This window comes from Acetobacter sp. AN02 (genome assembly GCF_029759835.1).
Taxonomy (GTDB): Bacteria; Pseudomonadota; Alphaproteobacteria; order Acetobacterales; family Acetobacteraceae; genus Acetobacter.
Genome location: NZ_JAJJND010000016.1, coordinates 1 through 26,828 on the forward strand (window position 1 = coordinate 1; position 26,828 = coordinate 26,828).

Here is a 26,828-nt window from a genome sequence, read left to right on the forward strand (position 1 = left end):
AAACAGTCAGCACACACAGCCACAAAGTACAACCCTCACGTGCCGCAATCAGCCCTTAACTGACGACACGCCGTAGGGCTTTGCCGGTATATTTCTGTCGGGCCTGCATCTCATTGCAGAAAGCATGGCGTGTGCACATTTTCTGCAGAGGGGCGGGTATCGGGCCGGAAAGACAGAAGTGGCTTTCCTCGTGCATCGGAAAGAGTATGCTCAGGGGATGTTACGTCCGCTGAAACGTCTGCGTCCGCTTCTGCTGCTCTGCGGACTGGCTGTGTCCTCCTGTGCGGGGAGCGGCGAAGTGATCTCTCTGAAGCCGACGCAGGATACGCTGATATACAATTATCTGATGGTCAGCGGCATGGTGCGGGGCAGCCTGATCGGCGGCGATATTCCGAGAAACCGGATTCCCGAACTGTATATGATGCAGCGTCTGACCCTTTATACGGTGATCCGGGCCACAGCGGAGCCGACGGCGCGGCATCGCAGGGAGGCAGAGGAGGCGATGCAGCAGCTGATCGCCGCGATCACGCCGCGATCAGGCTGAGCCGTCTGCTGATTACTGCCTGACCGGCCGCGTATCCTGACGCAGGCGCTTCTCGCCCATCAGCAGCAGAAGCGGTGCGGCGATGAAGATTGATGAGGATGTGCCGACCACGATTCCGAACAGCATCACCCAGGCAAAACCCGACAGAGAGGCGCCACCGAACAGGGCGAGCGGCAGGGAGGCGAGGAACACGGTTGAGGATGTGCCGAGTGTGCGGTTGAGTGTCTCGTTGATCGAGAGATTGAGCAGCTCTTTCAGCGGCATTGTCCGGTATTTGCGCAGATTTTCCCGCACACGGTCATAGACCACGACCTTATCATTCGTGGAATATCCCAGGATGGTGAGGATGGCTGCGACCATCACCAGATCAAACTCGAACCGGGTGATCACCAGAAAGCCGATCGTTTTCGTCAGATCGAGGATCAGGGTGATGACTGCGCTGATGGCGAACTCGCGTTCGAAACGGAACCAGATATAGACCAGGATCATCAGCAGGCTGAGTCCGAGCGCCAGCATGCCGTTGCGGAACAGTTCGGCGGAGACGGAGGCACCGACCGCATCGGCGCGAAGAACCTTCGCACCGGGCTGCGCCTCTTCCACCGCATGCCGGACCTCGTTGACCACGGCGTTTGTGTCCGTGTGCTCGTCGGCCTCGATCCGGATCAGCACGTCCTCGGGAGATCCGAAGGCCTGCACGCCGCCGGCTGCGACATGATGTGCGGCCAGGGTCGTGCGGATCTTTGCGAAATCTGCCGGGCCGGAGGTTCTGGCCTCCACCACGATGCCGCCCTTGAAATCCAGACCGAGTGTCAGGCCCGGATGCAGGAACAGGATTACGGAGGCAAGTGACAGGACGGCGGAGACGGCCAGGCCGATAAAGCGGCCTCGCATGAAGTCGATTTTCGTGTCTTTGCGGACAAAGCGCAGAAGGGGGCGACCGAACATGAATGCGCGTCCTCTCAGACAGGAAGTGTGGCAGGGCGTATGAGGGCGTACCAGCGCACCATCAGCATCTTCGAGAGAAGAAGCGTGGTGAACAGGGTTGTCACGATGCCGATCGTAATGGTGAGGGCGAAACCGCGAACCGGCCCGGTTCCGAAGACGAACAGCATGACATGGGCGAGGAAGGCCGTGGCATTACTGTCTATGATGGTCGAGGTTGCCCGCTCGAAACCGGCCTGCATCGCCGCGAGCGCCGTGCGGCCTCGGACGACTTCCTCGCGGATGCGCTCATTGATCAGGATGTTCGCATCCACGGCCATACCGAGCGTGAGCAGCATTCCTGCCATCCCGGGCAGGGTGAGCGTGGCGCCGAACAGGGAGAGGAGGGCCGTCATCAGCACGAGGTTGGCCAGCAGGGCGACGTTCGCGTACCAGCCGAACCGGCCATAGAACAGCGCCATAAAGATAATGACGAACACAAAACCGGCGGCGAGGCTGAGCATCCCGGCCCGGATCGAGTCCGCGCCGAGAGACGGGCCTATCGTGCGTTCTTCCACCACGCTCAGCGGAGCGGGCAGGGCACCGGCCCGCAGCAGGAGAGCGAGATCGGTGGCGCTCTGTTCGTCAAAGCGGCCGGTGATCTGGCCGTTGCCGCCCGTGATCGGGCCGCGGATCACCGGAGCCTCCACGACCTTGTTGTCGAGCACGATGGCGAAGCGACGTCCGACATTGGTGCGGGTCACGTCTCCGAAGGCGCGGCTTCCCACGGAATCGAGCGAGAAGGAGACGGCCCAGCCGCCGGTTTCGGGGTCTTCCGTCACACCGGCATTGGTCAGATTCACGCCGTCGACGTCGATATGATCGCGCACGGCGAGCTTCTGCCCGGGGCTTTCCACGTCTTCGAGCATCGTGCTGCCCGGAGGCGCGACGCCTGAGGCGCCGCCATCGTCGATCAGCCGGAAGGTCAGGCGGGCGGTGGTGCCGAGCAGTTTCTTGATGTGTTCCGGATCGCTGATCCCGGGAAGCTCGACAACGATGCGGTCATCGCCCTGGCGGGTGATCTGCGGATCGACTGCCCCGGTTGCATCGATACGTCTGCGGACGACCTCGATGGACTGGGAGACCGCCTCCCGTGCGCGGACTTTCATGGCGTCGGCAGAGAGGGTCAGGGCGATGGTGCCGTCCGGACGGCTTTCGATCGAGAATTCGTTCGGCGTGACGCGCGGCATGTCGTTCAGGGTCTTCATATCCCTGTCATGCTCTGACGGATCACGGGGCGCGAAGGTGATGACGTCATGTGTGTCATCGATCCGCACGTTCCTGTAGCCGAGGTTTTCCTTCAGGAGGGCCTGGCGCAGGGAGTCGGACAGGGTCTGGAGCCGGTCATGCGCCAGGGTTTTCAGATCCACCTGCATCAGCAGATAGGACCCGCCCCGGAGGTCGAGACCCAGATGAATCTGTCGCCACGGCAGGGAGGGGGAGGGCTGGCGGATGAAATTCGGGAGACAGAAGAGCAGTCCGAGCAGGCATACGCCCAGAACGGAAAGCAGCTTTGCCCGGCTGTAATACATCATCGTCCGACTCTATGTCCTCTGAACCGTCCGGAGCCTGAAATCCGGGCTTTGAAGATATGCGGGCCGGAAGATGCCGGTCGCGGCGGCGGGATGCAACAGGAAAGGCGCATTTCCGCAGGCTCTTCAGGCTGCTACTACCGCAGGAGATTTTGTTCCGGAAGGGAAAAGCAGATGAGTGTGTCAGGCGGGCGGCGTCTCAGGACCGGCGTGATCGGGTGCGGACATTTCGGCCGGTTTCATGCGCTGAAGATTGCTTCCTCCTCCCGGGAGACACTTGCCGGGCTGTATGATCCTGATCAGGTGCGGGCTGCTGCACTGGCAAAGGAAACCGGCAGCGTAGTCTTTTCTGATGCGGATGGTCTGCTTGCGGTCTGCGATGCCGTGGTGGTTGCTGCCCCGGCAGAGCATCATTACGCCGTGGCGCTCAGGGCGCTGGCGGCCGGAAAACATGTTCTTGTGGAGAAACCGATCGCCGCGACGCTGGAGCAGGCCGACGCACTGATCTCCCTGGCCGGAGGGGCCAGGCTGGTGCTCCAGGTGGGGCATCTGCTGCGCTATTCTGCCGAGCATGACGCCATTGCCGCGCGTATCTCCCGGCCACTCTATATAGAGGCAACCCGTATCGCGCCGTTCAAGCCGCGCGGGACGGATGTATCCGTGATTCTCGATTTGATGATTCATGATCTCGATCTGGTGCTGTCGCTGGTGGACAGTCCGATCGAGCGTGTGGATGCCATCGGTGCGGCTGTCAGTTCCGAATACGAGGATATCGCCAACGCCCGGGTCAGATTCGAGAATGGCTGTGTCGCGACCATCACCGCCAGCCGGATTTCGCTCAAGACGGAGCGCCGGATGCGGCTGTTTTCCGAGGAGGGATATCTCTCCGCGGATTTCGGCAAGCGCGAACTGACGATGATCGGCCGTGATCGCGGGCTGCCTCTGCCGGGCACGGGCGGATTCAGACGCGAATCCGTTTCCTGGCGTGACCACGATTCTCTGGAGATGGAACACGAAGCCTTCGCGGCAGCCTGCCTGGACGGTGCCCCTGTGGTGGTGGACGGGCTGGCAGGACGGCGGGCTCTGGAGACGGCTCTGGCCGTAACCGACGGGATTGCAACGTCTCTTCAGCTGATGGAGAAGTCGGGTCTGATCAGAAGATGACGCGCGGCTGTAAAAAACGTCGTGTCAATTCTTCCATTAAGAAATTATTCACTCCATAACCACATCTTGTGCCACGGAGATGCCGTAAACCCATCATGTAGGGGTCAGAGGTCATCGGGATGTATGGACCTGGAGAGATGGATATGAGCCTCACCGAGACCCGGATTGCCGCGGCCGAACCTGATCTTATGACTGTCGGCCATGGCGGGGATGAGGCCTCTCCCGATCTGTTCGGGCCTGATGAGGTGGTGCAGCTTGAGGGGCATCATCCGGTCCGCGTGAACCGCTCCCGTGATTCGCTCCTGACTCCTTTCGGCAAGGCGACCCTCGACAACCGCTATCTGCTGCCGGGTGAGGGATATCAGGATCTGTTTGCCCGTGTGGCTTCCTATTACGGTGCGGATCCGGAGCACGCGCAGCGCGTGTATGACTATATAAGCCGTCACTGGTTCATGCCTGCCACACCGGTTCTCTCCAATGGCGGTACGAATCGCGGGCTGCCGATTTCCTGCTTCCTCAATGAGGCATCTGACAGCCTGGACGGAATTGTCGGGCTGTGGAACGAGAACGTCTGGCTCGCCTCGCGCGGGGGCGGAATCGGATCTTACTGGGGCAATCTGCGTTCCATCGGTGAGAATGTCGGCCGTAACGGCAAGACCTCCGGTGTGATTCCGTTCATCCGCGTGATGGACAGTCTGACGCTGGCGATTTCTCAGGGGTCTCTGCGGCGCGGTTCGGCGGCGGTCTATCTTCCGGTATGGCATCCCGAGATTGAGGAATTTATCGAGATGCGTCGTCCGACCGGCGGCGATCCGAACCGCAAGGCGCTGAATCTGCATCATGGCGTGCTGGTTCCCGATGAATTCATGCGCGCGGTGGAGACCGATTCCGAGTGGGCGCTGGTCTCTCCCAGGGATCATTCCGTCATCCGCAAGATTTCCGCACGGTCCTTGTGGATCAGGATTCTGACGGCCCGCATGGAGCAGGGCGAGCCCTATATCGTCTATTCCGATCACGTGAACCGGTCGATGCCCGAGCATCACAAGCTGGCGGGTCTGGAGGTGAAGACCTCCAACCTGTGCTCCGAGATCACGCTGCCGACGGGACCGGATCACCACGGGAAAGAGCGGACCGCCGTCTGCTGCCTGTCCTCTCTCAATCTCGAGACCTGGGATCAGTGGCACGATAATCCGCAGTTCATTCAGGATGTGATGCTGTTCCTGGATAATGTCCTGCAGGACTTTATCGATCGCGCTCCGGCCGAGATGCATCGCGCGGCCTATGCCGCGATGCGCGAGCGGTCTGTCGGTCTTGGTGTGATGGGGTTCCATTCCTTCCTGCAGGAGCGGAATATTCCGTTCGAGAGCGTGATGGCGAAGGTCTGGAATAAGAAGATCTTCCGTCATATCCGTGAGGAGGCGGATAAGGCCTCTGAAACTCTGGCAGATCTGCGCGGTTCCTGCCCGGATGCGGAGGAGTATGGCATCAAGGCGCGGTTCTCGAACAAGATCGCCATTGCCCCGACGGCCTCAATCTCCATCATCGCGGGAAATGCCAGCCCGGGGATCGAGCCGATTTCCGCCAATGTGTTCCTGCAGAAAACCCTGTCCGGCTCGTTCTCCGTGCGGAACCGGCATCTGAAGAAGCTTCTGATGGCGCGCGGGCAGGATAATGAGGATGTCTGGTCGTCCATCACGCTCAGCAAGGGCAGCGTGCAGCATCTGGACTTCCTGACTCAGGACGAGAAGGACGTGTTCAGAACGGCGTTCGAGCTGGATCAGCGCTGGGTGGTTGAACACGCGGCGGACCGCGCTCCGTTTATCTGCCAGGCGCAGTCGGTCAATCTGTTCCTGCCTGCTGACGTGCATAAGCGGGATCTGCACCAGATTCATTACCAGGCATGGAAGAAGGGTGTGAAATCCCTTTACTACTGCCGGTCTCTTTCAATTCAGCGGGCCGATACGGTCAGCGATGTCAGCAAACCTGCCGGAGTGGCGGCTGACAATACGCCGCCCCGGACCAGCCCTGATTACGAGGAATGCCTGTCATGTCAGTGACAGAACAGAATCTCCTGACGCCCAGCGCGTCATACAAGCCGTTCCGTTATCCCTGGGCGTTCGAGGCGTGGAAAATCCAGCAGAGCCTGCACTGGCTGCCGGAGGAAATCCCGCTTGGTGATGACGTGAAGGACTGGAACAACAATCTGACGGAGACCGAGAAATATCTCGTCACGCAGATTTTCCGTCTGTTCACGCAGCAGGATACCGAGGTCGAGAACGCCTATATCGACCTCTATATGCCGCGCTTCAAGCCGACTGAAGTGCGGATGATGCTGTCCGCCTTTACCAATATGGAGAGTATCCATCAGGCGGCCTATTCCCATCTGCTCGATACGATCGGCATGCCGGAGACGGAGTATTCCGCGTTCCTCGAATATGAGGAAATGGCGGCCAAGCATGAGTTCCTCAAACAGTTCGACATGAAGGACCACTTTAACACCGCGCTGTCGATGGCGGTGTTTGCAGGATTTACGGAAGGGCTTCAGCTTTTTGCCTCTTTTGCGATGCTGCTGAATTTCCCGCGGCATAATCTGATGAAGGGCATGGGGCAGGTCGTCACGTGGTCCGTGCGTGATGAGACGCTGCACGTTCTGTCCGTCACGCAGCTTTTCAAGACCTATATGTCCGAATTCGGCGCGCATATCGACAAGAAGGGTGTGGCTGCGGCGATCCATACAGCCTGCGATGAAATCGTAAAAAACGAGGATCGTTTCATCGATCTCGCTTTCCGGATGGGTCCGGTCAAGGGGCTTACGGCTGAGGAGGTCAAGCAGTATATCCGCTTTATCGCCAACCGGCGTCTTGCCGGGATGGAACTTGATCCGCTCTATGATATACCTAAAAATCCGCTGCCGTGGATTGACGATATGATGAATGCCGTCGAGCACACGAATTTCTTCGAGAACCGTGCGACGGAATATTCCCGGGCCAGCACGCGCGGCACGTGGGATGACGCGTTCGAGGACAGCGCGTTCCAGTGAGATGAGCCGGAACCGCCGCTGCGATGACGGGGCTTCCCCGCATCAGGGCGGCCGGTCATCCCGGCCTCATCCGGCGCGGCGTCTGCCGGAAAAGCTTCTTGCCCTGGCGCATCAGGCCTGTGATATCGGAGGGCCGGAGATTGCGCGCGATCTGCTGAAAATCGCGGAGCGGGCCATGGCCCGGCGCGGTGCAACCTGGGAGCTGGGGCGTCGCAGGGTCTATGAAAATCTGGTGACGGTCTATGAGCGGGTCTGGAATCTGACGCGTCCTGCGGAACCGCCTGCACCACCTGCGGGAGAATTCTCAGCGCTCCGCACCTGGCTGCTTCAGCATGGTGACGGCCGCTCTTCCTGAGACCAGGTACTTGACCCGCACCGTCGGGCCTTCGCATAACGCTCGGGCGCGGATGTTCGCGCCGACAGACGAGAGCGGTTTACGACCCCATGGCCCAGAGTGATCTTTCCGGAAATGACAGAAACGGCAATGACGCGGCGGGTCTGAAGGATATTTACCGCGAGACCGTCTTTCTGCCCGCAACCGCCTTTCCGATGCGCGGCAATCTGCCGACGCGCGAGCCTGAAATCCTCAGGCGCTGGCAGGAAAGCGGACTGGATGAGAAGCTGCGTCTTCAGGCAGAGGGACGGCCGAAATTCACGCTGCATGACGGCCCTCCCTATGCGAACGGGCATCTCCATATCGGACATGCGCTGAACAAGATCCTCAAGGACGTCATCAACCGCGCCCGGCGTATGTCCGGCTATGCGGTGCATTACGTTCCCGGCTGGGACTGTCATGGCCTGCCGATCGAATGGAAGATCGAGGAAGAATACCGCAAGGCAAAGAAGGACAAGGATTCGGTTCCGGTCCTGCAGTTCCGTGCGGAGTGCCGCGCCTGGGCTGGAAAATGGCTCGATACCCAGCGCGACGAGTTCCGTCGTCTTGGTGTGCAGGGTGAATGGGATCATCGCTATGCCACGATGGATTTCTCGTCCGAGGCGGCGATTGCCGGAGAAATCGGTAAATTCCTTCTCAACGGAATGCTCTATCGCGGCCTGCGTCCGGTCATGTGGAGCCCGGTGGAGAAGACCGCCCTGGCCGAGGCCGAGATCGAATATCACGACATCACCTCGACAACCGTTTTTGTGGCCTTCCCGCTCGTGAAGGATCCGACACCGGATCATATTCTTGACGGCGCATCCGCCGTGATCTGGACCACGACCCCCTGGACGATCCCGGCCAACCGGGCGCTCGCCTTCGGTCCGGAGATCACCTATGCCGTCATCCGCGTGGACGAGGCAGAGAATGAGGCCGCGCTCTGGCCAGGCGCGAGACTGCTGATCGCAGAGGCTCTGCTGGAATCCTTCAGCAAGGCGTCCGGTATTACGGCGTATACGATCCTGCACACGCTTCCCGGTTCGGCTCTCGAAGGAGCCGTTGCGGCTCATCCGCTGCGGGGTGAGGGGTATGATTACGACGTCCCGCTTTTCGGCGGTGAGTTCGTTACGACCGAGGTAGGTACCGGGCTGGTGCACATGGCCCCGTCACATGGTGAGGATGATTTCCAGCTCTGCCGGGCTCACGGAATTCCGGTTCCGGAAATGGTGGAGGATGACGGACGCTATGCCCCTCATGTGCCGCTGTTTGCCGGGGTGCATGTGTTCAAGGCGGCCGCTCCTGTCTGTGCGGCACTTGGTGCGGCCATGGCCCGGACGCAGGAGAACGGAACCGCGCCGGCCGGACTTGTGGCTCGTGGTTCGCTTCTGCATTCCTATCCGCACTCTTGGCGCTCCCGGAAGCCGGTGATCTGGCGCGCCACGCCGCAATGGTTCATCCGTATGGACGGAGAGACGGCTCTGCGGGACAGGGCGCTTTCGGCTCTGAAGGATGTGAAATTCGTGCCTGAGCAGGCGCGTAATCGTCTGACATCGATGGTCTCCGGGCGTCCGGACTGGTGCATTTCACGCCAGCGCGCCTGGGGTGTGCCGATTGCCGTTTTCGTTGAGAAAAAAACAGGTGAGCCGCTGCGGGATCAGGCCGTGACGGAGCGCATCGTTGCGGCCTTCCGGAAAGAGGGCGCGGATGCGTGGTACAGTTCTCCGCCGGAGCGTTTCCTGGGCAATACCTATGAAGCCGCGGCGTATGAGCAGGTGTTCGACATTGTGGATGTCTGGTTCGAGAGCGGCTCCACCCATGCTTTCGTGCTCGGAAAGGATGAGCTTCCGTTCCCGGCGGACCTGTATCTTGAGGGATCGGATCAGCATCGTGGCTGGTTCCAGTCTTCCCTGCTGGAGTCCGTCGGCTCACGCGGGCAGGCTCCTTTCCGTGCGCTCGTGACCAACGGCTTCGTCATGGACGAGCAGGGACGCAAGATGTCCAAGTCGCTTGGGAACGTGGTTGCTCCTCAGGAAGTCAATGAAAGCCTCGGTGCGGATATTCTGCGTCTGTGGGTGATGAATTCGGACACCAATGACGATCTGCGGATCGGCAAGGAAATCCTCAAGCAGCAGAGCGAGCTTTATCGCCGTCTGCGGAATACGCTGCGCTGGCTGCTTGGCGGCCTGGCCGGATTCAGCGAGGCGGAGCGTGTGCCATTTGCGGAGCTGCCCGAGCTGGAGCGGTGGGTGCTGCACCGCCTGACCGAGGTCGGTGCCGAGATCGCGCGCGCTGTGGAAACGCATGAGTGGGTTGGTGTATTCCCGACGCTTCATGCGTTCTGCGCCACCGATCTGTCGGCATTTTACTTCGATGTGCGCAAGGATTCCCTTTATTGCGATGCGCCGGGAGATCTGCGCCGCCGGTCGGTCCGCACCGTGCTCGATATCCTGCATCGTACGCTCACGTCCTGGCTTGCGCCGGTGCTGGTGTTCACCGCGGAAGATGCCTGGACCGCACGGTTCGGCGAGGAGAGCAGCGTGCATCTGGAAAGCTTCCCGGAGATTCCGGAGGCGTGGCATGATCCGGCTCTGGGGGAGCGCTGGATGGCCCTGCGTGCCCTGCGCCGGGTGATCACGACGGAAATCGAGGGCGCACGGCGTGACGGTCGGGTCGGGTCTTCCCTGCAGGCGCAGGTCACACTGCCTCTTTCAGAGCGTGAGGCCGGTGTGTTTGCCGGTGTGGACTGGAATGAGCTGGCCATCGTCTCCCATACCGAGGTGGTGATCGAGCCAGGCACGACGTCGCTTTTCCTTCCGGCGGATGAATCGGAAACGGGTGTGCTGCATGCGCCGCCGTCGGTCAGTGTGGCGGAGGGAGAGAAATGTCTCCGCTGCTGGAAGGTTCTGCCGGAGGTCGGCAGTGTTGCGGCGCATGCCGGTCTGTGCCTGCGCTGTGTGTCGGCCGTGGCGGAGCAGGGCACGTGAAGCGACCGCTCCGGCTGGGGCTGCTGGCCGCGCTTGTGGTGTTTGCGCTCGACCAGCTCAGTAAATACTGGATTCTCTACGTTTTCCGGCTGCCGGAGCGCGGGTCTGTCGCCATCATGCCGGGTCTGAATTTCACCATGGTCTGGAACCATGCCGTGACATTCGGAATGCTGGGCGGTGTCGGCGCGTCCGGTGTGATCGTATTTTCGGTTATCGCACTTGCGATCGTCGGCGGTCTGATTCTGTGGATGACGCGGACGACAAGTCCTCTCACCGGGCTTGCCGCAGGGGCAATCGCGGGCGGTGCTGTCGGTAATGTTCTGGATCGCGTGCGTTATGGCGCGGTGGTTGATTTTATCCATGCCCATGCTTTCGGATGGTCGTGGTATGTGTTCAACGTTGCGGATTCCGCTATTGTATGCAGTGTGATTCTGCTCCTGCTTCTGGAACTGCGCAGCAGCAGGCGGCGTGAGGCCTGAAAGTCAGGCGAAAGGGTAAGAGGCGGGTGAAGATGCGGTTCAGTTCCCGGTTATGCGTGCCGTTCGCGGCGTTGTCTGTGTGTCTTCTGACCTCCGGATGTTCCGGAAGTGAGGCAGCGCGCGCGTTTGGCCTCGAGCGCAGTCTGCCGGATGAATACACGGTGACGACGCGTGCCCCTCTTTCCATGCCGCCGTCTTCGGAGCTGTCCGCTCCGTCGGGTTCTCCCGATCTGCACCCGCAGGACGAGAGCATGCGGATGCAGGCGCTTGAGACGCTGTCTCCGGATGTGGCGCTCAAGGGCAGCGGCGGCTCAGGCAGCGCCGGGCAGAGTGCGCTGCTGAGTGAGGCTGATGAGGCGGCTTCCCAGACGGATAAGGGTGAACTGGGCAAGGCGGATCAGGGCTATGTCGATGCGCTGCTGTTCTGGAAAGGCGGAGGCGCGGGATCAGTCGTGGACGGAGCGGCGGAAAATCACCGCCTGAAGACCAACGCCGCCCTTGGAAAATCTCCCACGAACGGCGCGACGCCGACGACGCGTAACCGCAGATAAACCGCTGACCAGCCCGGGATCAGTCAGCCGTTCCCGGGCTGCGCCATATGAACTGATGAAAATCAGATCTGGACGACCGAGCTGAAGTCGAAGCTTTGTCCGTCGGGATTTTCTCCCACACGCATCTTTGTCCCGGACAGCATTCTGTGTGGCGGCACCGGCAGATTGTACGGTGCCGGAACGCCGCTCAGCACGCGGCCTGCAAGATCGAATTTCGATCCGTGGCACGGGCAGGCAAAGGCCTGCTGCCCCGGGCTGATCACGCCGCTGGCCGCCGCGGGAACGCATCCGAGATGTGTGCAGACCCCCACGAGAACTCCGTATTCCGGAATAAGGGAGCGGTGCCAGTTGGTTGCATAGGGTGGCTGCTGAAGCACCCTGGAGTCGGGATCCCGCAGGCGTTGCAGCAGGGCCGGGCTTTTCAGCTGGCTGAGCGCCTCGGGGGGGCGGCGCGTAATAAAGACCGGACTGCCGCGCCAGAGGATGGAAACCTGCTGTCCGGGTGTCAGCGTGCTGAGATCGACATCCACGGGAGCGTGGGCTGCCTCGTCAGAAGGAGGCGTGAGCGTCTGCAGGAACGGCCAGGACAGTGCTGCCCCGCCGGCGATCGCGGAACCGGCGGTGACGAGTGTCAGAAGATCGCGACGCCCGACCTCGGGGCTGCCTGGGGATGAAGCCTCGTTCATTCAGAAACTCATGATCCTCAGCGGGGCAGGGGATGGAATGAGCCCGGCGTTCCCTGATCCGTCAGCACACTCTGAGCCGGACGGTTGACCTGGAGCGTAAAGAGTCTCGGCAGGGAGTTATCCGGGTTCGGACAGGTGCCCGAGTGTTTTTCCATCACCTCGATCTTCGTTGCATTCACGGGGGAGTTCCCATCCACGACAAACAGCAGACAATCCGGCCGGGCTGAGGTCATCCCGTTCCCGGTCACGACCACGCGCAGGTGGCGGACCAGGGCAGAATCGTCGAACCACGATACCGGTTTGAAAGTGTAACGATCTGCCATCCTGTCGAGAACCCCTGTTTTTGCCAGGATGAGGGACAGCACCACCAGAGGCAGGACGATCATCAGCCTCCGGGCCAGATGCTGCTTCAGGCTGCGTGGCTGTCCCCTGCCAAACAGTCCTTTCCGGATCGGAGTACTGGCCGGTTTACCGGAACTGTCTGGCGGGCTGGTGTTCATATCTCGGGCTGTTCCTCATTCCATACGAAACCGTCACGGGCCAGAAGCTGCGCTGATGATTCCGGCCCCCATGTTCCGGCTGCATAGGTCTCCATGGGTCTTTTGTCACCCTCCCATGCTGACAGGATGGGTTCGATCCAGTTCCATGAGGCCACGACCTCATCGCGGCGGATGAACATCACCTGATCCCCGCGCACCGTATCGAGCAGGAGGTGCTCGTAGGAATCGGGATACCGCGTGTGGAACTCACTTGAGAAGGAGACGTCGAGGGAGGCCTCGCGCAGGGAGAAATCTGCCTTGTCGGGATTTTTTGCGGAGAAGACGAAGGACATACCCTCATCAGGCTGCACGCGGATGACCAGACGACCCGCAGGCGGTGCCTCGCTGAAGATCGGCCAGGGTTGAGGGCGGAACTGGATGACGATCTCGCTCGTCTTCCGCGGCAGGCGCTTGCCGGTGCGGAGATAGAACGGGACGCCTGCCCAGCGTGGCGTGCGGATTTCCGTGCGGAGCGTCAGGAATGTCTCGGTCGAACTGGTGTCAGAGCCGAGATCCTCAAGATAGCCCGGAACGGATTTATCCCCGATTTTTCCGGCCACGTACTGCGCCCTGACAGTATCGCGGACCACATCCTCTTCCGTCATCGGCCGCAGGGCCCGCAGCATCTTGAGCTTCTCGTTACGCAGATCCGATGCGGAGAAGGTGACGGGGGGCTCCATGGCAACGACGGCCAGAACCTGAAGCAGGTGATTCTGCACCATGTCACGCAGGGCACCGGAGGTGTCGTAGTAGGAGCCGCGTGAACCGACGCCGACCGTCTCGGCTGCCGTGATCTGGACGTGTGAGATAGTGGAGCTGTTCCAGGATCGTTCGATCATCGGATTGGCGAAGCGGAGGGCCAGAATATTCTGGACCGTTTCCTTGCCCAGGTAGTGATCGATACGGAAAATCGCGGTTTCCGGGAAATACTGCCCGACGCCCTCGTTGATCGCCTCTGCGGATTTCAGATCGGTTCCGATCGGCTTTTCCAGCACGATCCGGCTCTTTGGCGTGATCAGGTCATGTTCGGCAAATCCTGCCGCCGCGCCGGTGTAAACTGACGGGGCCGTGGCGAGGTAGAATACCCGGACGCGATCCTCATTCTTCAGCAGACCGCACAGTTCCGGCCAGTGGGCGTCCTCCTGGTCGGCGGCGTCGAGAGGGATGTATTCCAGAAATTTCAGAAAATCGGAGATCGCCTTATCGTCCTGCGATTCCGCAGGCAGGAACTCGACCAGTGCTTCCTTTGCGCGGTTTCTGTACTCTTCCGTGGTCGATGTCGTACGGGCCACACCGATGATGCATGTGCCTTGAGGGATCTGTCCGGCTCTGAAGCGCTGATAGAAAGCCGGAAGAAGCTTGCGCATCGTCAGATCGCCCGTCGCGCCGACGATGATGTAGTCAAACGGATCTTTCATGGGAATTGCAGGCATGGACTCGTCTCCGAATGAAAAAGCCTGCGCGGGGCGGACCTGACGCGGGCAGTCTGAAAACATACTGCCCCCTGGCCGGCCAGGAAGCGGTGCAGATGGATTGACCAGGTCAGCCCGGCGAGGGATAACCAGCCCCTTTCAGGGGAGGGGGATCCGGCGCCGGAAGGGAATCGCCGTTTCCGTTGCCGGAGTGTAAGTGCGGCTCGCGCCGTAAGGCAACCAGATCGCCCCTGCCTGCTCCAACTGCTGAGGAACGCCATGTCTGACACCCCGTTCGATATTGATGAGGCCGCATCAAGCCGTGCCCGTCAGGCTGCCGACCCTGAGTCGAATGTCGGCGGAATCGCTGCTGACCGGCTGATGAGCATCATTGAGCGCATTGAGCGTCTTGAAGAGGAGAGAAAGGCGCTCGGAGACGATATCAAGGATATTTTCAGCGAGAGCAAATCAGCAGGTTTTGATGTCCCCACCATCAAGCAGCTTCTCAGGCTGAGAAAGAAAGATCCTTCGGAGATCGAGGAGCAGGAAACGCTTCTGGATATCTACCGCCGGGCGATCGGAATGTGATGGCGGTCCCGCTCCGGCGTTCAGGCCGGGGCGGGGGATGTCCGGCATTCGGGTCAGGAGATACGAAAATCTCTTCCGCGTGGTGCGGGCGCGGATACGGGCCCTTGGTCCGGCCGGATAAGGACCGAGGATGAGCCGCGCGGATTTTTTCGAGAACAAGGCGTGGTGGAGCTGAGGGGAATCGAACCCCTGACCTCCTCATTGCGAACGAGGCGCTCTCCCATCTGAGCTACAGCCCCGCCTTATGTCAGCGATACATAGCCGCTTGCCCCTGAGTGTCAAGGCGTATTGTGTAAAACCCGGCCGGTGGATAGGGTGCGGGGATTACGGGAGCAGAGTGTGTCTGCGTAAAGATCTTTCCCGAGCCGGAGGAATGAATTCGCCTTGATTACTCTGGTATTCGGTCTGCTGATCCGCCTTGCCGGGATCTATCAGTTCATCCTCCTGCTGTACTGCATCTTCAGTATGCTGTACGGGTTCGGCGTTCTGGACGGGCGTAACCGTATCGTCTGGCAGATCGGGGAATTTCTCGCACGGATCACGGAACCGGTCCTGCAGCCGGTGCGTTCGGTGCTGCCGGCGTTCGGCAATCTTGACCTGTCGCCGCTCGTTGTGATGCTGGCCATCCAGTATCTCGTGATTCCTGGTCTGCGTGCTCTGTGGCTGTCCCTGATCAGCGGCAGTATGGCTCCGCTAACGATGTGAGGTGACATGCCTGCCGGAGCTGACAGAATTGCCGTCCTAGTTCCCTGCCATAATGAGGAGGCCGCTGTCCCACAGGTCATAAGGGATTTCAGGGCCGCGCTGCCCTCGGCGGTTATCTATGTCTATGACAACAACTCGACGGACCGGACCTGTGAGGTTGCACGGGCCGGGGGGGCTGTTGTCCGCACCGAACCGCTTCAGGGGAAGGGACACGTTGTCCGCAGGATGTTCGCCGATATCGAGGCGGATTACTATGTTCTGGTGGACGGAGACGCGACCTATGAGGCGGCTGCGGCACCCGCACTGATCGCGGCGGCGAGAGACGGTCAGCTCGATATGGTCAACGGTGCACGCGTGACGGACAGGCAGGCGGCCTACCGGCCCGGGCATCGCCTTGGCAATCGTGTTCTGACGGGGCTGGTGATGACGATTTTCGGCAATCGTCTCGCGGATATGCTGTCCGGTTACCGGGTTTTTTCCCGTCGTTTCGTAAAGTCCTTTCCGGCCCTGTCTTCGGGCTTTGAGATTGAGACCGAGCTGACCGTTCATGCGCTGGGCCTGTGCATGCCGGTTGCGGAGATTGCGACAGTCTATGTCGAGCGGCCGGAAGGCTCTGTCTCCAAGCTGCGGACCTGGCACGACGGCTTTCGGATTCTCCGCACGATCATCAGCCTGGTGAAGCAGGAACGGCCCCTGCTGTTTTTCTCCTGTGCAGCGGCTCTTCTCGCGATGATCGCGCTTGTGCTCGGCCTTCCGGTGGTCATTGAATTCATGGAGACCGGTCTTGTTCCCCGTCTGCCGACGGCCGTGCTCTCCGCCTCTCTCATCACGCTGGCGGCTCTCTCCCAAGCCTGCGGTCTTCTGCTGGACAGTGTGGCCCGCGGACGTATGGAGATAAAACGTCTGGCATATCTGAGTTACTCCGCTCCCGGAGCCTGACCGGTGTGGCCTTAACGAATAATTGCATGACCTGTAGCAGGATGCGGCTTCTGGTTTTCCGGAGGGTAGTATGAACAGTCAGACGATTTTCAGATCCTCGTCCTTTCTGCAGGAAGACCGTCATTTCGTGACGGATTTTCTGAATCATTCAGCAGAGGCGGTTGTAGCATTCAGGGAGGATGAAACGGCCCGCCAGGCGATGTTCGATCTGGCTGCGGCCATTATCCGGTCTCTGCAGTCTGGCGGCCGGCTGCTGGTTGCCGGGAACGGTGGCAGTGCGGCGGACGCTCAGCATATTGCGGGTGAGTTCACGGCCAGGCTGATGTATGACCGCAGACCGCTGGCCGCGATTGCGCTGACGACAGACAGTTCTGCCCTGACGGCGATCGGGAATGACTATGGCTTCGACCATGTTTTCTCGCGTCAGGTTCAGGCGCTTGGAAGGCCTGGCGATGTTTTTCTCGGAATCAGCACCTCCGGCCGCTCCCCGAACGTGATCCGTGCTCTTGAGGCCGCGCGGGAAGCCGGACTGGTCTGTGCTGCCTTTACCGGAACCAGGGGAATGCAGTACGACTGCGATATCACGGTTGCGGCACCTTCAGACAAAACCGCGATTATCCAGCAGGTACATATTATTGCGGCGCATATTGTCTGTGCCCTTGCGGAACGGGCTCTGTGTCCGAAAGCCTGAGGCTCGTCTGATCTGATCGCATCCGGAACGTTGCGGTTGCGTCGTGCGGGATGTATCGGGAAAAGAGATGAGAGATGCCCGGGGAGAGAACGCATGATGACTCTGAACGATCCTGTCATTCTTGCGGAAGTCACGGCCATGTCCGACCGTTATGAGCAGGTTCTGGGCGATAATGATATCGCGGCTCTGGATGCTATGTTCTGCGGTGCTCCGGAAACGGTCCGGTATGGCGTCGGAGAAAACCTCTACGGCGCGGAAGAGATCGCTGCGTTCCGCAGAAGTCGGACCGGCGGATCTCCGCCACGCAAGGTGCTGCGGAGGGTCATTACGACAATCGGGCAGGATGCGGCATCCGTCAGCCTTGAGTTCCTGCGGGAGGGAGGCACCCGGATCGGGCGGCAGAGCCAGGTCTGGATACGCACGGGAGAGGGCTGGAAGATTCTGTCAGCCCACGTCTCCCTGATTGCGGACATCTCCTGAGACATGCCCGGGGGCGCGCTGTCTCTGGTCCTCAGGACCTGGCGTGAGACCGCAGAGCCGGTCATCCGGATAAAAATCACACATGTGCGCGGCTCAACGCCAAGAGAAGCTGGCGCCTATATGCTGGTTACTCCGGCCCTTACGGCAGGGACCATAGGCGGCGGATATCCCGAACATGACTGTATCCGGCTGGCGCGCATTATGCTGGATCATGACGATGGGAAGACCCTGAACCGGGAGTTCGTACTCAGCCCGCAGACCGGTCAGTGCTGCGGCGGGGTCATGACGGTCTGCCTGGAACGTCTGACACCGCAGATGCTGATTGAGGCCGAGCGTATGGAGGCCGGAAGACTGACGGCAAGACCACAGCTTTTTCTCTTCGGGGCAGGGCATGTCGGGCGGGCGGTGGCAAGGGCACTTCTTCCACTTCCACTTTCGCTGATCTGGTGCGACAGCCGCCCGGGTGAATTCGGAGACGAGGCCTGGGGCGGGGCCGATCTGAGGATGACGCAGGACTGGGAAAATATCCTGTCAGGCACATCGGATGCAGCTCCGGCCGGTGTGCTTGTGATGACACACAGTCACGCACTGGACGCCCGTATCGTATCTTATGCGCTGGAAAGCGGTCGGTATCGCTATATCGGGCTGATCGGCTCGCGCACCAAACGTCGGCGTTTTGAGGAGTCGTTCAGGATGCTCGGGCTGTCGGAGGCACAGATATCGCCTCTGATCTGCCCGGTGGGGGATCGTGGCGTGAGAGATAAGAGACCGGAGGTGATTGCCGCTCTGGTCGCTGCCGAAATCGTGGAGCGGCTTCTCATTCCTCCGGCCTGAACGATCAGAGCGCGCCTCTGAACCGCGAGGCGAAATACGGTGAGGGATCAATGAACGGTGTTTCTCCGCTCATCTGTTCCGCCAGCAGCCGCCCCGAGGCCGGTCCCAGGGTGAAACCCTGGTGGCCGTGTCCGAAGCTGAACCACAGACCATCATGTTTCGGGGCAGGCCCGATCACCGGCAGCATATCGGGCAGGCAGGGGCGTGCACCCCTCCAGGGAGTCTGCTCCACGGCCGTTCCGAAATCCAGAAGCTGGCGGGCCAGCTTTTCGCTGTTACGGATCTGCGTCTCGTCCGAAGGGCTGTCACGCAGCGCAAACTCGGCACCAGTTGCGATTCGCAGACCCTGCTGCATGGATGCCATGGCGACGCCGTTCTCCGTATCGATCATCGGCGTCCTGATCGTGCCCGACCAGGAAAAATGCCGGTGATAGCCACGTTTGACAAAGAAGGGGAAACGATAGCCCAGCGATCCCGCCACATCGTCAGTCCACGGGCCGAGTGCCAGAACGGCGTGACGTGCTTCCGCAAGACCGTTTTCCGTCCTGACGGACCAGCCGGAAGCTGTCCGGCTCAGACTGCGGGCATCACCTTTTACGATCGTCCCTCCGGCCTGGGTGAAGAGGCGGGCATAAAGCTGCACCAGCTGCCCCGGAGAAGATGCGCTCCAGGGGGATGTCCACCAGATGGCGCCCGCAAGTTTCTGCTTCAGTTCCGGCTCCTCTCGCGCCAGACCGGCAGGATCAAGGGCACGGAACGGAATGCCATAAAGGGAGGATACACGTCGCGCCCTGGCGAGAGCCTGATCCATTCCCCGTTCCGAGCGCAGAATCTGTTTCCAGCCCTCCTGGGCAATCAGATTCGAGCCGCCGTTTTCACTCAGAAGTTTTTCATGCTCTTCCGTCGAATGACGGATCATGGCCTCAAAAGAGCGGGAGATCCGGGCATAACGGCCGGGGAAACTGTTGTACCAGTACCGGGCAAGCGGCCATGCGACCGCGGGAAGATCCCGGACGGACCAGCGTGCCTCATTCGCCACGCCTGTAATGACCCGCGCCAGCGTCCGCAGATCATGCGGAAAGGCATAGGGCTCTGCCGCCTCGGTCTGGATCAGTCCGACATTGCCGTAAGATGTCTCGCCACCGATTTCGCCGCGTTCGATCAGAGTGACATCAAACCCGTACCGGCGCAGATACCAGGCAGCCGTCGTGCCGATCATACCTCCGCCGAGGACAAGAACGCTTTTGCTCAAAACCAGCCATCCCTCTGAAGGATTTTTAAATTTACCGGATTTCGTCTACATCAGATTACAGAAAAAGAAAATAATTCCGATATAAAAACAAAGTGGCAAATGGCGGCTTTCAGTGGGATTTTTCATCGCCTCTGATGTCATTTCTGAGATATTCAGCGACCCATGCACTGATCTCAACCCAGCAGAGCATCTCTTCCATCTGATTGTGGCGCAGAAACAGAGCCACACGGCGGGACGCAATCATGCGCGCCTCTTCTCCGAAAAGACGGATAAGTTCCGCTGCAGCACGAGGCGCATCGCATGTCATCTGATAGCCTGCCCTCCTTTTCGGGTTCTAAAAATAGATTATGTCCTGAAAAAAGGATTTTGTGGCTATTTTGCAGCATTCAACCCCGGGATATGTGCTTCCTGAGGCATACGCGTCGGATATGCCTGTATCTGTCCCGGCCTGACGGGGTAAGCTTGAGACCGGATCGCCGTATGAAACCGGCAGGAGCACAAAGAAACGACGATGCGGATTGCGTATGTCATCAATTCTCTGGAGGGTGGCGGAGCGCAGTTTCCCGTTCCGGCCGTCACCGGGATATTTCGTGATGCCGGGCATGAAGTCGCTGTTTTTGCCCTCGCACGGAAAGATGGTCGGGCCGAAGCGCCGATAAAGGCCGCAGGGCTGGAAGTTTTCACCTGCGAGGCCGGTCTGCATGATCATATAGGGGCGTGGCGCTGGCTTGAACGCGCGTTACGGGACTGGGAAGCAACCCACCTCTGGACTTCGCTGTCACGCGCAACCTTGCTGGGCCAGCAGGCCGGACGACGTCTGAGGCTGCCCGTAGCCAGCTGGCAGCATTCGGCATGGCTGAAACCGGCGAACCGCATGCTCCTCAGGGCATCCCGGCATCTGTCTGCCTTCTGGATTGCGGACTCTCAGTTCGTCCGGGAAAAGACGCAGGCTGCCTTGAAAATACCTGCTGACAGGTTTGAGATCTGGCCGATTTTTCAGGCTCGCACTGATGCCCCCTCCGCACGGCAATGGCAGATCGGAGAGACGGTACGGATCGGTTCCGTCGGTCGTCTGACTGAAGCTAAGGGATACAGGGATCTGATCGCAGCGCTTTCGCTTCTGGAACAGCGTTCGGATCTTCCACCCTGGGAAATGGTGATCGCAGGGGAGGGACCTTTGCGCCATGTTCTGGAACAGCAGATCAGCAAGGCAGCGGTGAAACACATAAGCATGCCGGGTTTTGATACTGACCCTCCGGGCTTTCTGGCCCGGCAGCATCTTTATGTGCAGTCGTCACGCTGGGAAGGGTTCTGCGTGGCCGCGCACGAAGCCATGCAAGCCGGTCTCCCTCTTGTGGGGACCGAGGTCGGGGAGATGGGACGATCATTAAAAGACAGCAAAGGGGGCTGGCTGTCTCCTGCTGCTTCCCCCCGCGATCTGGCAGAAGCCCTGGCTGAGGCTTTAAAGGCGCCGGAACGACTTTATGAAACAGGCCGGAGAAACCGGAATTTCGTTTATGAGCGTTTCAGCCAAGACGCTTTTCGGGAGCAGGGATTGCGTCTCGTGTGCAGACTGGAGCAGTCACGCCCGAACTGAGGGCAGGGACTTCAGGATTCGGTTTCGTCCGGATCTTCATCAAGATCACGCAGCACTTCCGGGCGCCGGAGCAGAGCGTCAACTTCCATGGCGTAATCCAGAGACGTATCGGGCACAAAATGCAGTTCGGGTGCCGCACGCAGGCGCAGCGTATGGGCAAGCTGACTGCGAAGCCAGGGAGACACCCGGCGCAGGGCAGGAAGTACCTGCTCGATATCGGAATGGCCGAGCCGCGCGATAAAGGATGTCGCGTGCTTCAGATCCGGAGAAATACGGACCTCGGTAACCGTCAGATTCTCCCGTGCCAGATTCGGATCACGGAAGCTGTTACGTGCGAAAATCTCAGCCAGAACACGCCTGATTTCCTCAGCGACCCTCAGCTGTCTCTGTGACGGACCTGATGCGGAAAGGCCGGCGAGTTTCCCCGCCGGCCCCCTCATGGCGGACCTTTTTTGCGAAGGTTTTCCACTCATGCGGGAATAAGCTCCATTTCGTAGCACTCGACCTGATCGCCTTCACGCAGGTCGTTATAGCCTGCAAAGGAGAGGCCGCATTCATAGCCGCGGGCCACTTCCTTCACATCATCCTTGAAGCGCTTGAGCTGGCTGAGATCGCCCTCATGGATGACCACGCCCTCACGCAGCAGACGCACGCCACAGCCGCGCTTGACCACGCCTTCCGTGACATAACAGCCCGCGACCTTGCCCACCTTGGTGATGTTGAAGACCTGACGGATTTCTGCATAGCCAAGGAACTTCTCGCGATGCTTGGGCGCGACCTTGCCCTTGACCAGCTGCTCCACGTCATCCGCTACCTGATAGATGATGGAGTAGTAGCGGATATCCACGCCCTCGCGCTGTGCCATCTCGCGCGCCTGAGAAGTCGCACGGACGTTAAAGGCGATGATGATGCCATCAGAAGCCTTCGCAAGCTGGATATCACTCTCGGTGATCTGCCCGACCGAGGCATTGAGCACACGGACAGCGACTTCCTCGTGAGCCAGCTTCTCAACTGTGGTCCGGATCGCCTCAGCAGAGCCCTGTACGTCAGCCTTGATCAGAACGGCAACCTGCTTCTGCTCACCGGCCTGGATACGGGCCAGCATCTGGTCCAGCGTGCCACGTGCCGCAGTCTGACCGGCTGCGCGGGTTTCCTTGATCTTCCTCTGACGGAATTCGGAAATCTCACGTGCGCGGTTTTCGTTCTCCACGACGACGAAGGACGATCCGGCATCCGGCACACCGGCAATACCGAGAATCTCAACCGGAGCAGACGGCAGTGCCTCGTTCACATTGCGGCCTTTGTCGTCCACCAGGGCACGGACACGCCCCCACTCGGCACCGGCAACCACGATATCACCCTTGCGGAGCGTACCTTTCTGGACCAGCACCGTGGAAACGGAACCACGTCCGCGATCCAGACGTCCCTCGATCACGGCACCCTCTGCCGCACGCTCGGGATTAGCCTTCAGATCAAGGATCTCAGCCTGCAGCAGAATGGCTTCCTCAAGCTTGTCGAGACCGGTTCTCTTCAGAGCCGAAACCTCAATATCCTGAATGTCACCACCCATCGATTCAACGACCAGCTCGTGGCTCAGCAGATCCTGGCGCACCCGGTCCGGATTCGCACCCGGCTTATCGATCTTGTTGATCGCAACGATGATCGGCACATCCGCAGCCTTGGCGTGCTTTATGGCCTCAATCGTCTGCGGCATGATACCATCATCCGCCGCAACGACCAGAACCACGATATCCGTCACTGATGCACCACGGGCACGCATGGCCGTGAATGCCTCATGGCCCGGTGTATCGATGAAGGTGATCTTCGCACCGGATTTCAGGGTCACCTGATAGGCACCGATATGCTGCGTGATGCCACCGGCCTCGCCACCCGCCACATCCGTCGTGCGGAGCGCGTCGAGCAGGGAGGTCTTGCCGTGATCGACATGTCCCATCACGGTCACGACCGGAGCACGCGGCTGCATGTCCTCTGCCGTATCTTCCAGACCCTCGATACCGATCTCGACGTCGCTGTCAGCAACACGGCGGACACGATGGCCGAATTCCTCGACAACCAGCTCTGCCGTGTCGGCATCAATCGTCTGAGTGACGGTAGCCATCACGCCCATTTTCATGAGCGCCTTGATCACCTCACCCTGACGGGCAGCCATACGGTTGGCGAGTTCCTGAACCGTAATGGTTTCAGGTAGTACCACGTCGCGGACGACGCGGACCTGATCGGCACGCAGACGCTCAAGCTCGGCCTGACGGCGTTCACGCTCACGCTGGCGACGAACGGAAGCGAGTGAACGCGTCTTGTCGTCATCACCTTCAATCGCAGCCTGAACGTCGATCCGCCCGGACCGGCGGCTGGAGCCGCTGTCCTTGCGCGCACCGCTCGGGGACTTGCGTGCAGGAACGGGCATACCCTTACGGCCGCCACCTCCTCCACGCCGGTCATCAGTGGAATCCTCACCCGGGGCGCGGCCCGAGCGAAGCCTGAGAGTTGCGCTCTCGGACGCTGCAGGAGTCTGCTCCGGACGCGGACGCACCTGGAGCGGCTTCTCCGGCATGATAGCCCGTTCCGCGAGGGGGCGCAGACGCTCCATCGGCGGAGCAAGCGTAACCTCACCGGGGATGGGAGTGGCAGACACGACCGGCCCCCTGGGTTCGGGGGATTCAGCGGCGGGAGAGGGAGACTCCTCCTCCCTCACGGTCTCCGCCTCCTCACGGGCGCGCAGTTCAGCTTCCTCAGCGAAGCGACGCTCTTCCTCTTCCTGGCGGCGTGCTTCCTCGGCAGCAGAGAGAATCTGAATCTTCTCCTGCTCCACACGCTCAGCCTCGCGCCGGACCGCTTCCTCTTCGGCCTTGCGCTGTTCTTCAAGAACGCGCTGACGGAGAGCGATTTCGGACGCCGTCAGTGCCCGTCCGCCACCCGAACGACCACCCTGACCACGGCCTGAGGGAGCCCCGGCCTTCTGCGGCACCGGTGCGGCAGCGCGCTTTTTACGGACCTCAACCTGGACGACTTTCGATCGGCCATGACTGAAGCTCTGGCGCACGGACCCGGCGTCAACCGTACGTCCGACGTCCGAACGACCTGCCGGCCGCAGCGACAGACGTCCTTTACCCTGATCCTGATCCTTGCCTTCGCTCATCTATCTGCCTGTCTTACCCTTCTCGCCGGACTGATCCGGCGTGCCGGAAGCGTACCTTCCGGCCACTCCCTCAAAACGTTCGTTATCCTGCTGCAGGCGCAGGGCGAGCCCTCCTGCCTGCAAGGCTGCATGAACCACGCGTTCGCGCCCGAATACGTGTCCCATTCCGGCGGCCGCCAGAAAGGCGACAACCGGCAAATGTCCGGCTCCCGAAAGAAGTCTGGCGCGCTCTTCCGGGCTTCCGTCAACGGCCTGCACGATAAGTGCGGCCTGGCCGGTCGTGACCCGCTCACGGACTTTGGTAAACCCGCACACCGTCTGACCGGCTCTGCGAGCAAGACCCAGCGTATCCGTCATACGTCGGAGCAATCCGGCCTCGATGATCCCGCAAAGATCGGGTGGGACAGTCACGGCACCGCGTGCGGCCCGTGAAAAAACCCCTCGCATCTGCGCGGTTTCTAGCACATCCCGCCGTGCACTCAACCACAAACCCCGTCCGGGCAGCCTGCTGCCCAGATCGGGAGTAAGAATGCGATCGGGAGACACCGCAAAACGCAGCATCCCGACTGCGGGAGCACGCTCGCGTGTGACGATGCAGCGGCGGAAAGGCCCTTTCTCTTCCTCATCCATATCACAGAAATCACCCTGCGGCGATTCCTGTGTCGCGGAAAGAGAAGCGTTGTCTGCAGCCTGGTCGGCGGTCTTCAGAACCGCCGGATCATGGTGTATGGTGTTCAGGAGAGGTCTCCCCACCTTCAGTGCCGCCCTCTTCACCGTCAAACCAGTGAGCGCGGGCAGCCATGATGATCTCGTTGGCCGTTTCCTCGTCAATGGCTTCGGAGCCGAGAAGCTCCACCAGCTCATCGCCAGCCAGATCCGCCAGATCGTCGAGGGTGCGGACACCCTTCTCTCCCAGCGTAACAAGCATCTGTCCGGAGAAGGCGTTCAGCCCCGAGATGTCATCGGACACACCCAGCTCTTTTCTCTTCTCGTCCAGACCTTCCTCACGGCGGCGCAGATAATCTTCCGCACGACGGACCAGTTCTCCGACAACCGAGTCGTCAAACCCTTCAATTCCGATCAGCTCGTCTGCCTCGGCATAGGCAAGCTCCTCAATCGTATGGAAGCCTTCCGTCACCAGCAGCCCGGCAATCACATCGTCGACATCAAGCGCCTCAGTGAAGAGGGAGGAGCGGCGACGGAACTCTTCCTGACGGCGTTCCGATTCCTCGGCCTCGGTCAGGATATCGATATCCCAGCGGGTCAGCTGGCTGGCCAGACGCACGTTCTGGCCACGGCGCCCGATAGCGAGACTGAGCTGGTCATCAGGCACCACGACCTCAACCCGTCCGGCTTCCTCATCCATGACAACCTTGGACACTTCAGCTGGGGCCAGCGCATTGACGACAAATGTTGCCGCCTGCGGGCTCCAGGGGATGATATCGATCTTTTCGCCCTGCAGCTCTGCGACAACAGCCTGCACGCGCGAACCGCGCATACCGACGCACGCGCCGACGGGATCAATGGACGCATCGCGGGAGATAACGGCCATTTTTGCACGGGATCCTGGATCACGTGCAACGGCCTTGATCTCGATAATCCCGTCATAAATCTCCGGAACTTCCTGTGCGAACAGCTTCGCCAGAAAGGCAGGATGCGTGCGGGAGAGGAAAATCTGAGGCCCGCGGGTCTCGTCGCGCACGTCGTAGATATAGGCGCGGACGCGGTCAGAGTTACGGAATGTCTCGCGCGGGATCAGCTCGTCACGACGCAGGAGGGCCTCGGCGGATCCGATCTCCACCATGAGGTTGCCGTATTCCGTGCGCTTAACCGTGCCGTTGACGATCTCGCCCACGCGATCCTTGAACTCATCATACTGACGCTTGCGCTCGTATTCGCGCACGCGCTGGACAATCACCTGCTTGGCTGTCTGCGCTGCGATACGCCCGAAATCAATCGGGGGCAGGGGATCGATCAGATATTCTCCGGCCTGAATTCCGGGCTGAAATTTCCGGGCAATGTTCAGAGGAATCTGAGTATCTTCGTTCTCGATCGCCTCAACCGCCTCCGTCCAGCGGGACAGACGAACCTCGCCCGTCTTGCGATCGATCGTCGCGCGGATGTCTTTCTCATGCCCGTATTTGGCGCGACCGGCCTTCTGGATCGCCTGCTCCATGGCTTCCAGAACTTCCTCACGGTCGATCATCTTCTCACGGGCGACCGCATCGGCAACCAGGAGCAGTTCAGGGCGGGAAACGGAAGTATCCATACGACAGGCTCTCCACGGGGATGTCCGG

General features: G+C 60.4%; 26 protein-coding genes and 1 tRNA gene. 15 read left to right on the forward strand and 12 right to left on the reverse strand.

Going from position 1 to position 26,828, the window contains the following annotated elements; translation table 11 throughout:
- The first annotated feature begins 178 nt into the window (after positions 1 to 178).
- Positions 179 to 544, forward strand: coding sequence for a hypothetical protein (locus LOC54_RS03240; protein WP_279312393.1), 366 nt, complete (start codon positions 179 to 181; stop codon positions 542 to 544).
- Between the two features lie 12 nt (positions 545 to 556).
- Here LOC54_RS03240 and secF read toward each other — a convergent pair whose 3' ends face one another.
- On the reverse strand, positions 557 to 1,489 hold the full coding sequence (gene secF, locus LOC54_RS03245) for a protein translocase subunit SecF (RefSeq protein ID WP_279312394.1): 933 nt from the start codon (positions 1,487 to 1,489) through the stop codon (positions 557 to 559).
- A gap of 14 nt (positions 1,490 to 1,503) precedes the next feature.
- A complete protein-coding gene (gene secD, locus LOC54_RS03250) occupies positions 1,504 to 3,057 on the reverse strand; it encodes a protein translocase subunit SecD (protein ID WP_279312430.1) in 1,554 nt (517 codons plus the stop codon).
- A gap of 174 nt (positions 3,058 to 3,231) precedes the next feature.
- On the opposite strand from secD, the gene LOC54_RS03255 reads away from it, so the two are divergent.
- From LOC54_RS03255 to LOC54_RS03285, 7 genes are all read left to right on the forward strand, one after another.
- Positions 3,232 to 4,221, forward strand: a complete 990-nt coding sequence (locus tag LOC54_RS03255) for a Gfo/Idh/MocA family oxidoreductase (protein WP_279312395.1) — start codon at positions 3,232 to 3,234, stop codon at positions 4,219 to 4,221.
- A 188-nt stretch (positions 4,222 to 4,409) separates the two neighbouring features.
- Entirely contained in the window at positions 4,410 to 6,278 is a 1,869-nt protein-coding gene (locus tag LOC54_RS03260; RefSeq protein WP_279312432.1) for a ribonucleoside-diphosphate reductase subunit alpha, read from the forward strand.
- Positions 6,269 to 7,261, forward strand: a complete 993-nt coding sequence (locus LOC54_RS03265) for a ribonucleotide-diphosphate reductase subunit beta (RefSeq protein ID WP_279312396.1) — start codon at positions 6,269 to 6,271, stop codon at positions 7,259 to 7,261. The genes LOC54_RS03260 and LOC54_RS03265 overlap by 10 nt, the downstream gene beginning before the upstream one ends.
- Before the next feature lies 1 nt (position 7,262).
- Complete coding sequence (locus LOC54_RS03270) at positions 7,263 to 7,616, forward strand: hypothetical protein (RefSeq protein WP_279312397.1); 354 nt, start codon at positions 7,263 to 7,265, stop codon at positions 7,614 to 7,616.
- An 89-nt stretch (positions 7,617 to 7,705) separates the two neighbouring features.
- Entirely contained in the window at positions 7,706 to 10,621 is a 2,916-nt protein-coding gene (ileS, locus tag LOC54_RS03275) for an isoleucine--tRNA ligase (protein WP_279312398.1), read from the forward strand.
- Positions 10,618 to 11,100 carry a signal peptidase II gene (gene lspA / locus LOC54_RS03280; protein WP_279312399.1) on the forward strand — a complete coding sequence of 161 codons (483 nt, stop codon included), beginning with the start codon at positions 10,618 to 10,620 and terminating at the stop codon, positions 11,098 to 11,100. The genes ileS and lspA overlap by 4 nt, the downstream gene beginning before the upstream one ends.
- Positions 11,101 to 11,132: 32 nt before the next feature.
- Positions 11,133 to 11,651: a DUF3035 domain-containing protein gene (locus tag LOC54_RS03285; protein ID WP_279312400.1), complete on the forward strand. Its 519-nt coding sequence runs from the start codon at positions 11,133 to 11,135 to the stop codon at positions 11,649 to 11,651.
- Positions 11,652 to 11,713: 62 nt separating this feature from the next.
- Here the strand turns inward: LOC54_RS03285 and petA are convergent, their stop codons facing one another.
- Genes petA through zwf form a run of 3 tightly spaced genes read right to left on the reverse strand, consistent with a single transcriptional unit; the run spans position 11,714 to position 14,309 of the window.
- Entirely contained in the window at positions 11,714 to 12,337 is a 624-nt protein-coding gene (gene petA / locus LOC54_RS03290) for a ubiquinol-cytochrome c reductase iron-sulfur subunit (RefSeq protein WP_279312401.1), read from the reverse strand.
- Between the two features lie 17 nt (positions 12,338 to 12,354).
- Entirely contained in the window at positions 12,355 to 12,837 is a 483-nt protein-coding gene (locus LOC54_RS03295) for a hypothetical protein (RefSeq protein ID WP_279312402.1), read from the reverse strand.
- Positions 12,834 to 14,309, reverse strand: a complete 1,476-nt coding sequence (gene zwf, locus LOC54_RS03300; protein ID WP_279312403.1) for a glucose-6-phosphate dehydrogenase — start codon at positions 14,307 to 14,309, stop codon at positions 12,834 to 12,836. Before zwf ends, LOC54_RS03295 begins: the two co-directional genes overlap by 4 nt.
- 258 nt (positions 14,310 to 14,567) lie before the next feature.
- Between zwf and LOC54_RS03305 the strand changes: the two genes are divergently transcribed.
- A complete protein-coding gene (locus LOC54_RS03305) occupies positions 14,568 to 14,876 on the forward strand; it encodes a DUF2312 domain-containing protein (protein ID WP_279312404.1) in 309 nt (102 codons plus the stop codon).
- 163 nt (positions 14,877 to 15,039) lie between these two features.
- On the opposite strand, the gene LOC54_RS03310 is transcribed toward LOC54_RS03305, so the two are convergent.
- Positions 15,040 to 15,115 (reverse strand) — tRNA-Ala (locus LOC54_RS03310).
- Positions 15,116 to 15,260: 145 nt separating this feature from the next.
- Between LOC54_RS03310 and LOC54_RS03315 the strand changes: the two genes are divergently transcribed.
- The 5 genes from LOC54_RS03315 (at position 15,261) to xdhC (ending at position 18,525) form a co-directional block, all read left to right on the forward strand.
- A complete protein-coding gene (locus tag LOC54_RS03315; RefSeq protein WP_279312405.1) occupies positions 15,261 to 15,581 on the forward strand; it encodes a YggT family protein in 321 nt (106 codons plus the stop codon).
- Positions 15,582 to 15,587: 6 nt separating this feature from the next.
- Complete coding sequence (locus LOC54_RS03320; RefSeq protein ID WP_279312406.1) at positions 15,588 to 16,520, forward strand: glycosyltransferase family 2 protein; 933 nt, start codon at positions 15,588 to 15,590, stop codon at positions 16,518 to 16,520.
- A 70-nt stretch (positions 16,521 to 16,590) separates the two neighbouring features.
- A complete protein-coding gene (locus LOC54_RS03325) occupies positions 16,591 to 17,211 on the forward strand; it encodes a D-sedoheptulose 7-phosphate isomerase (protein ID WP_279312407.1) in 621 nt (206 codons plus the stop codon).
- A gap of 96 nt (positions 17,212 to 17,307) precedes the next feature.
- The gene (hpxZ, locus tag LOC54_RS03330; RefSeq protein WP_279312433.1) at positions 17,308 to 17,691 is read left to right on the forward strand and encodes an oxalurate catabolism protein HpxZ; all 384 of its coding nucleotides are present in this window, start codon (positions 17,308 to 17,310) and stop codon (positions 17,689 to 17,691) included.
- A gap of 3 nt (positions 17,692 to 17,694) precedes the next feature.
- Positions 17,695 to 18,525, forward strand: a complete 831-nt coding sequence (gene xdhC, locus LOC54_RS03335; RefSeq protein ID WP_279312408.1) for a xanthine dehydrogenase accessory protein XdhC — start codon at positions 17,695 to 17,697, stop codon at positions 18,523 to 18,525.
- 4 nt (positions 18,526 to 18,529) lie between these two features.
- Here xdhC and LOC54_RS03340 read toward each other — a convergent pair whose 3' ends face one another.
- Positions 18,530 to 19,777 carry an FAD-binding oxidoreductase gene (locus LOC54_RS03340; RefSeq protein ID WP_279312409.1) on the reverse strand — a complete coding sequence of 416 codons (1,248 nt, stop codon included), beginning with the start codon at positions 19,775 to 19,777 and terminating at the stop codon, positions 18,530 to 18,532.
- 109 nt (positions 19,778 to 19,886) lie between these two features.
- Positions 19,887 to 20,084 carry a hypothetical protein gene (locus LOC54_RS03345; RefSeq protein WP_279312410.1) on the reverse strand — a complete coding sequence of 66 codons (198 nt, stop codon included), beginning with the start codon at positions 20,082 to 20,084 and terminating at the stop codon, positions 19,887 to 19,889.
- Between the two features lie 204 nt (positions 20,085 to 20,288).
- Here LOC54_RS03345 and LOC54_RS03350 point away from each other — a divergent pair, with 204 nt between their 5' ends.
- The gene (locus LOC54_RS03350) at positions 20,289 to 21,374 is read left to right on the forward strand and encodes a glycosyltransferase (RefSeq protein ID WP_279312411.1); all 1,086 of its coding nucleotides are present in this window, start codon (positions 20,289 to 20,291) and stop codon (positions 21,372 to 21,374) included.
- An 11-nt stretch (positions 21,375 to 21,385) separates the two neighbouring features.
- Here the strand turns inward: LOC54_RS03350 and rbfA are convergent, their stop codons facing one another.
- Genes rbfA through nusA form a run of 4 tightly spaced genes read right to left on the reverse strand, consistent with a single transcriptional unit; the run spans position 21,386 to position 26,800 of the window.
- Complete coding sequence (gene rbfA / locus LOC54_RS03355) at positions 21,386 to 21,814, reverse strand: 30S ribosome-binding factor RbfA (RefSeq protein WP_279312412.1); 429 nt, start codon at positions 21,812 to 21,814, stop codon at positions 21,386 to 21,388.
- 29 nt (positions 21,815 to 21,843) lie between these two features.
- Positions 21,844 to 24,531, reverse strand: coding sequence for a translation initiation factor IF-2 (gene infB / locus LOC54_RS03360; RefSeq protein ID WP_279312413.1), 2,688 nt, complete (start codon positions 24,529 to 24,531; stop codon positions 21,844 to 21,846).
- Positions 24,532 to 25,284, reverse strand: a complete 753-nt coding sequence (locus LOC54_RS03365; protein ID WP_408740283.1) for an RNA-binding protein — start codon at positions 25,282 to 25,284, stop codon at positions 24,532 to 24,534.
- Positions 25,250 to 26,800 (reverse strand): transcription termination factor NusA, encoded by a 1,551-nt coding sequence (gene nusA, locus LOC54_RS03370; protein ID WP_279312414.1) that lies wholly within the window; start codon positions 26,798 to 26,800, stop codon positions 25,250 to 25,252. The genes LOC54_RS03365 and nusA overlap by 35 nt, the downstream gene beginning before the upstream one ends.
- Positions 26,801 to 26,828 lie beyond the last annotated feature (28 nt).

Bases quoted from the DNA above. Each gene is read 5' to 3' on its own strand.
- secF (WP_279312394.1), bottom strand. From the start codon at position 1,489: ATGTTCGGTCGCCCCCTTCTGCGCTTTGTCCGCAAAGACACGAAAATC.
- secD (WP_279312430.1), bottom strand. From the start codon at position 3,057: ATGTATTACAGCCGGGCAAAGCTGCTTTCCGTTCTGGGCGTATGCCTG.
- LOC54_RS03255 (WP_279312395.1), top strand. From the start codon at position 3,232: ATGAGTGTGTCAGGCGGGCGGCGTCTCAGGACCGGCGTGATCGGGTGC.
- LOC54_RS03260 (WP_279312432.1), top strand. From the start codon at position 4,410: ATGACTGTCGGCCATGGCGGGGATGAGGCCTCTCCCGATCTGTTCGGG.
- LOC54_RS03265 (WP_279312396.1), top strand. From the start codon at position 6,269: ATGTCAGTGACAGAACAGAATCTCCTGACGCCCAGCGCGTCATACAAG.
- LOC54_RS03270 (WP_279312397.1), top strand. From the start codon at position 7,263: ATGAGCCGGAACCGCCGCTGCGATGACGGGGCTTCCCCGCATCAGGGC.
- ileS (WP_279312398.1), top strand. From the start codon at position 7,706: ATGGCCCAGAGTGATCTTTCCGGAAATGACAGAAACGGCAATGACGCG.
- LOC54_RS03285 (WP_279312400.1), top strand. From the start codon at position 11,133: ATGCGGTTCAGTTCCCGGTTATGCGTGCCGTTCGCGGCGTTGTCTGTG.
- petA (WP_279312401.1), bottom strand. From the start codon at position 12,337: ATGAACGAGGCTTCATCCCCAGGCAGCCCCGAGGTCGGGCGTCGCGAT.
- LOC54_RS03295 (WP_279312402.1), bottom strand. From the start codon at position 12,837: ATGAACACCAGCCCGCCAGACAGTTCCGGTAAACCGGCCAGTACTCCG.
- zwf (WP_279312403.1), bottom strand. From the start codon at position 14,309: ATGCCTGCAATTCCCATGAAAGATCCGTTTGACTACATCATCGTCGGC.
- LOC54_RS03305 (WP_279312404.1), top strand. From the start codon at position 14,568: ATGTCTGACACCCCGTTCGATATTGATGAGGCCGCATCAAGCCGTGCC.
- LOC54_RS03320 (WP_279312406.1), top strand. From the start codon at position 15,588: ATGCCTGCCGGAGCTGACAGAATTGCCGTCCTAGTTCCCTGCCATAAT.
- LOC54_RS03325 (WP_279312407.1), top strand. From the start codon at position 16,591: ATGAACAGTCAGACGATTTTCAGATCCTCGTCCTTTCTGCAGGAAGAC.
- hpxZ (WP_279312433.1), top strand. From the start codon at position 17,308: ATGACTCTGAACGATCCTGTCATTCTTGCGGAAGTCACGGCCATGTCC.
- xdhC (WP_279312408.1), top strand. From the start codon at position 17,695: ATGCCCGGGGGCGCGCTGTCTCTGGTCCTCAGGACCTGGCGTGAGACC.
- LOC54_RS03345 (WP_279312410.1), bottom strand. From the start codon at position 20,084: ATGACATGCGATGCGCCTCGTGCTGCAGCGGAACTTATCCGTCTTTTC.
- LOC54_RS03350 (WP_279312411.1), top strand. From the start codon at position 20,289: ATGCGGATTGCGTATGTCATCAATTCTCTGGAGGGTGGCGGAGCGCAG.
- rbfA (WP_279312412.1), bottom strand. From the start codon at position 21,814: ATGAGGGGGCCGGCGGGGAAACTCGCCGGCCTTTCCGCATCAGGTCCG.
- infB (WP_279312413.1), bottom strand. From the start codon at position 24,531: ATGAGCGAAGGCAAGGATCAGGATCAGGGTAAAGGACGTCTGTCGCTG.
- nusA (WP_279312414.1), bottom strand. From the start codon at position 26,800: ATGGATACTTCCGTTTCCCGCCCTGAACTGCTCCTGGTTGCCGATGCG.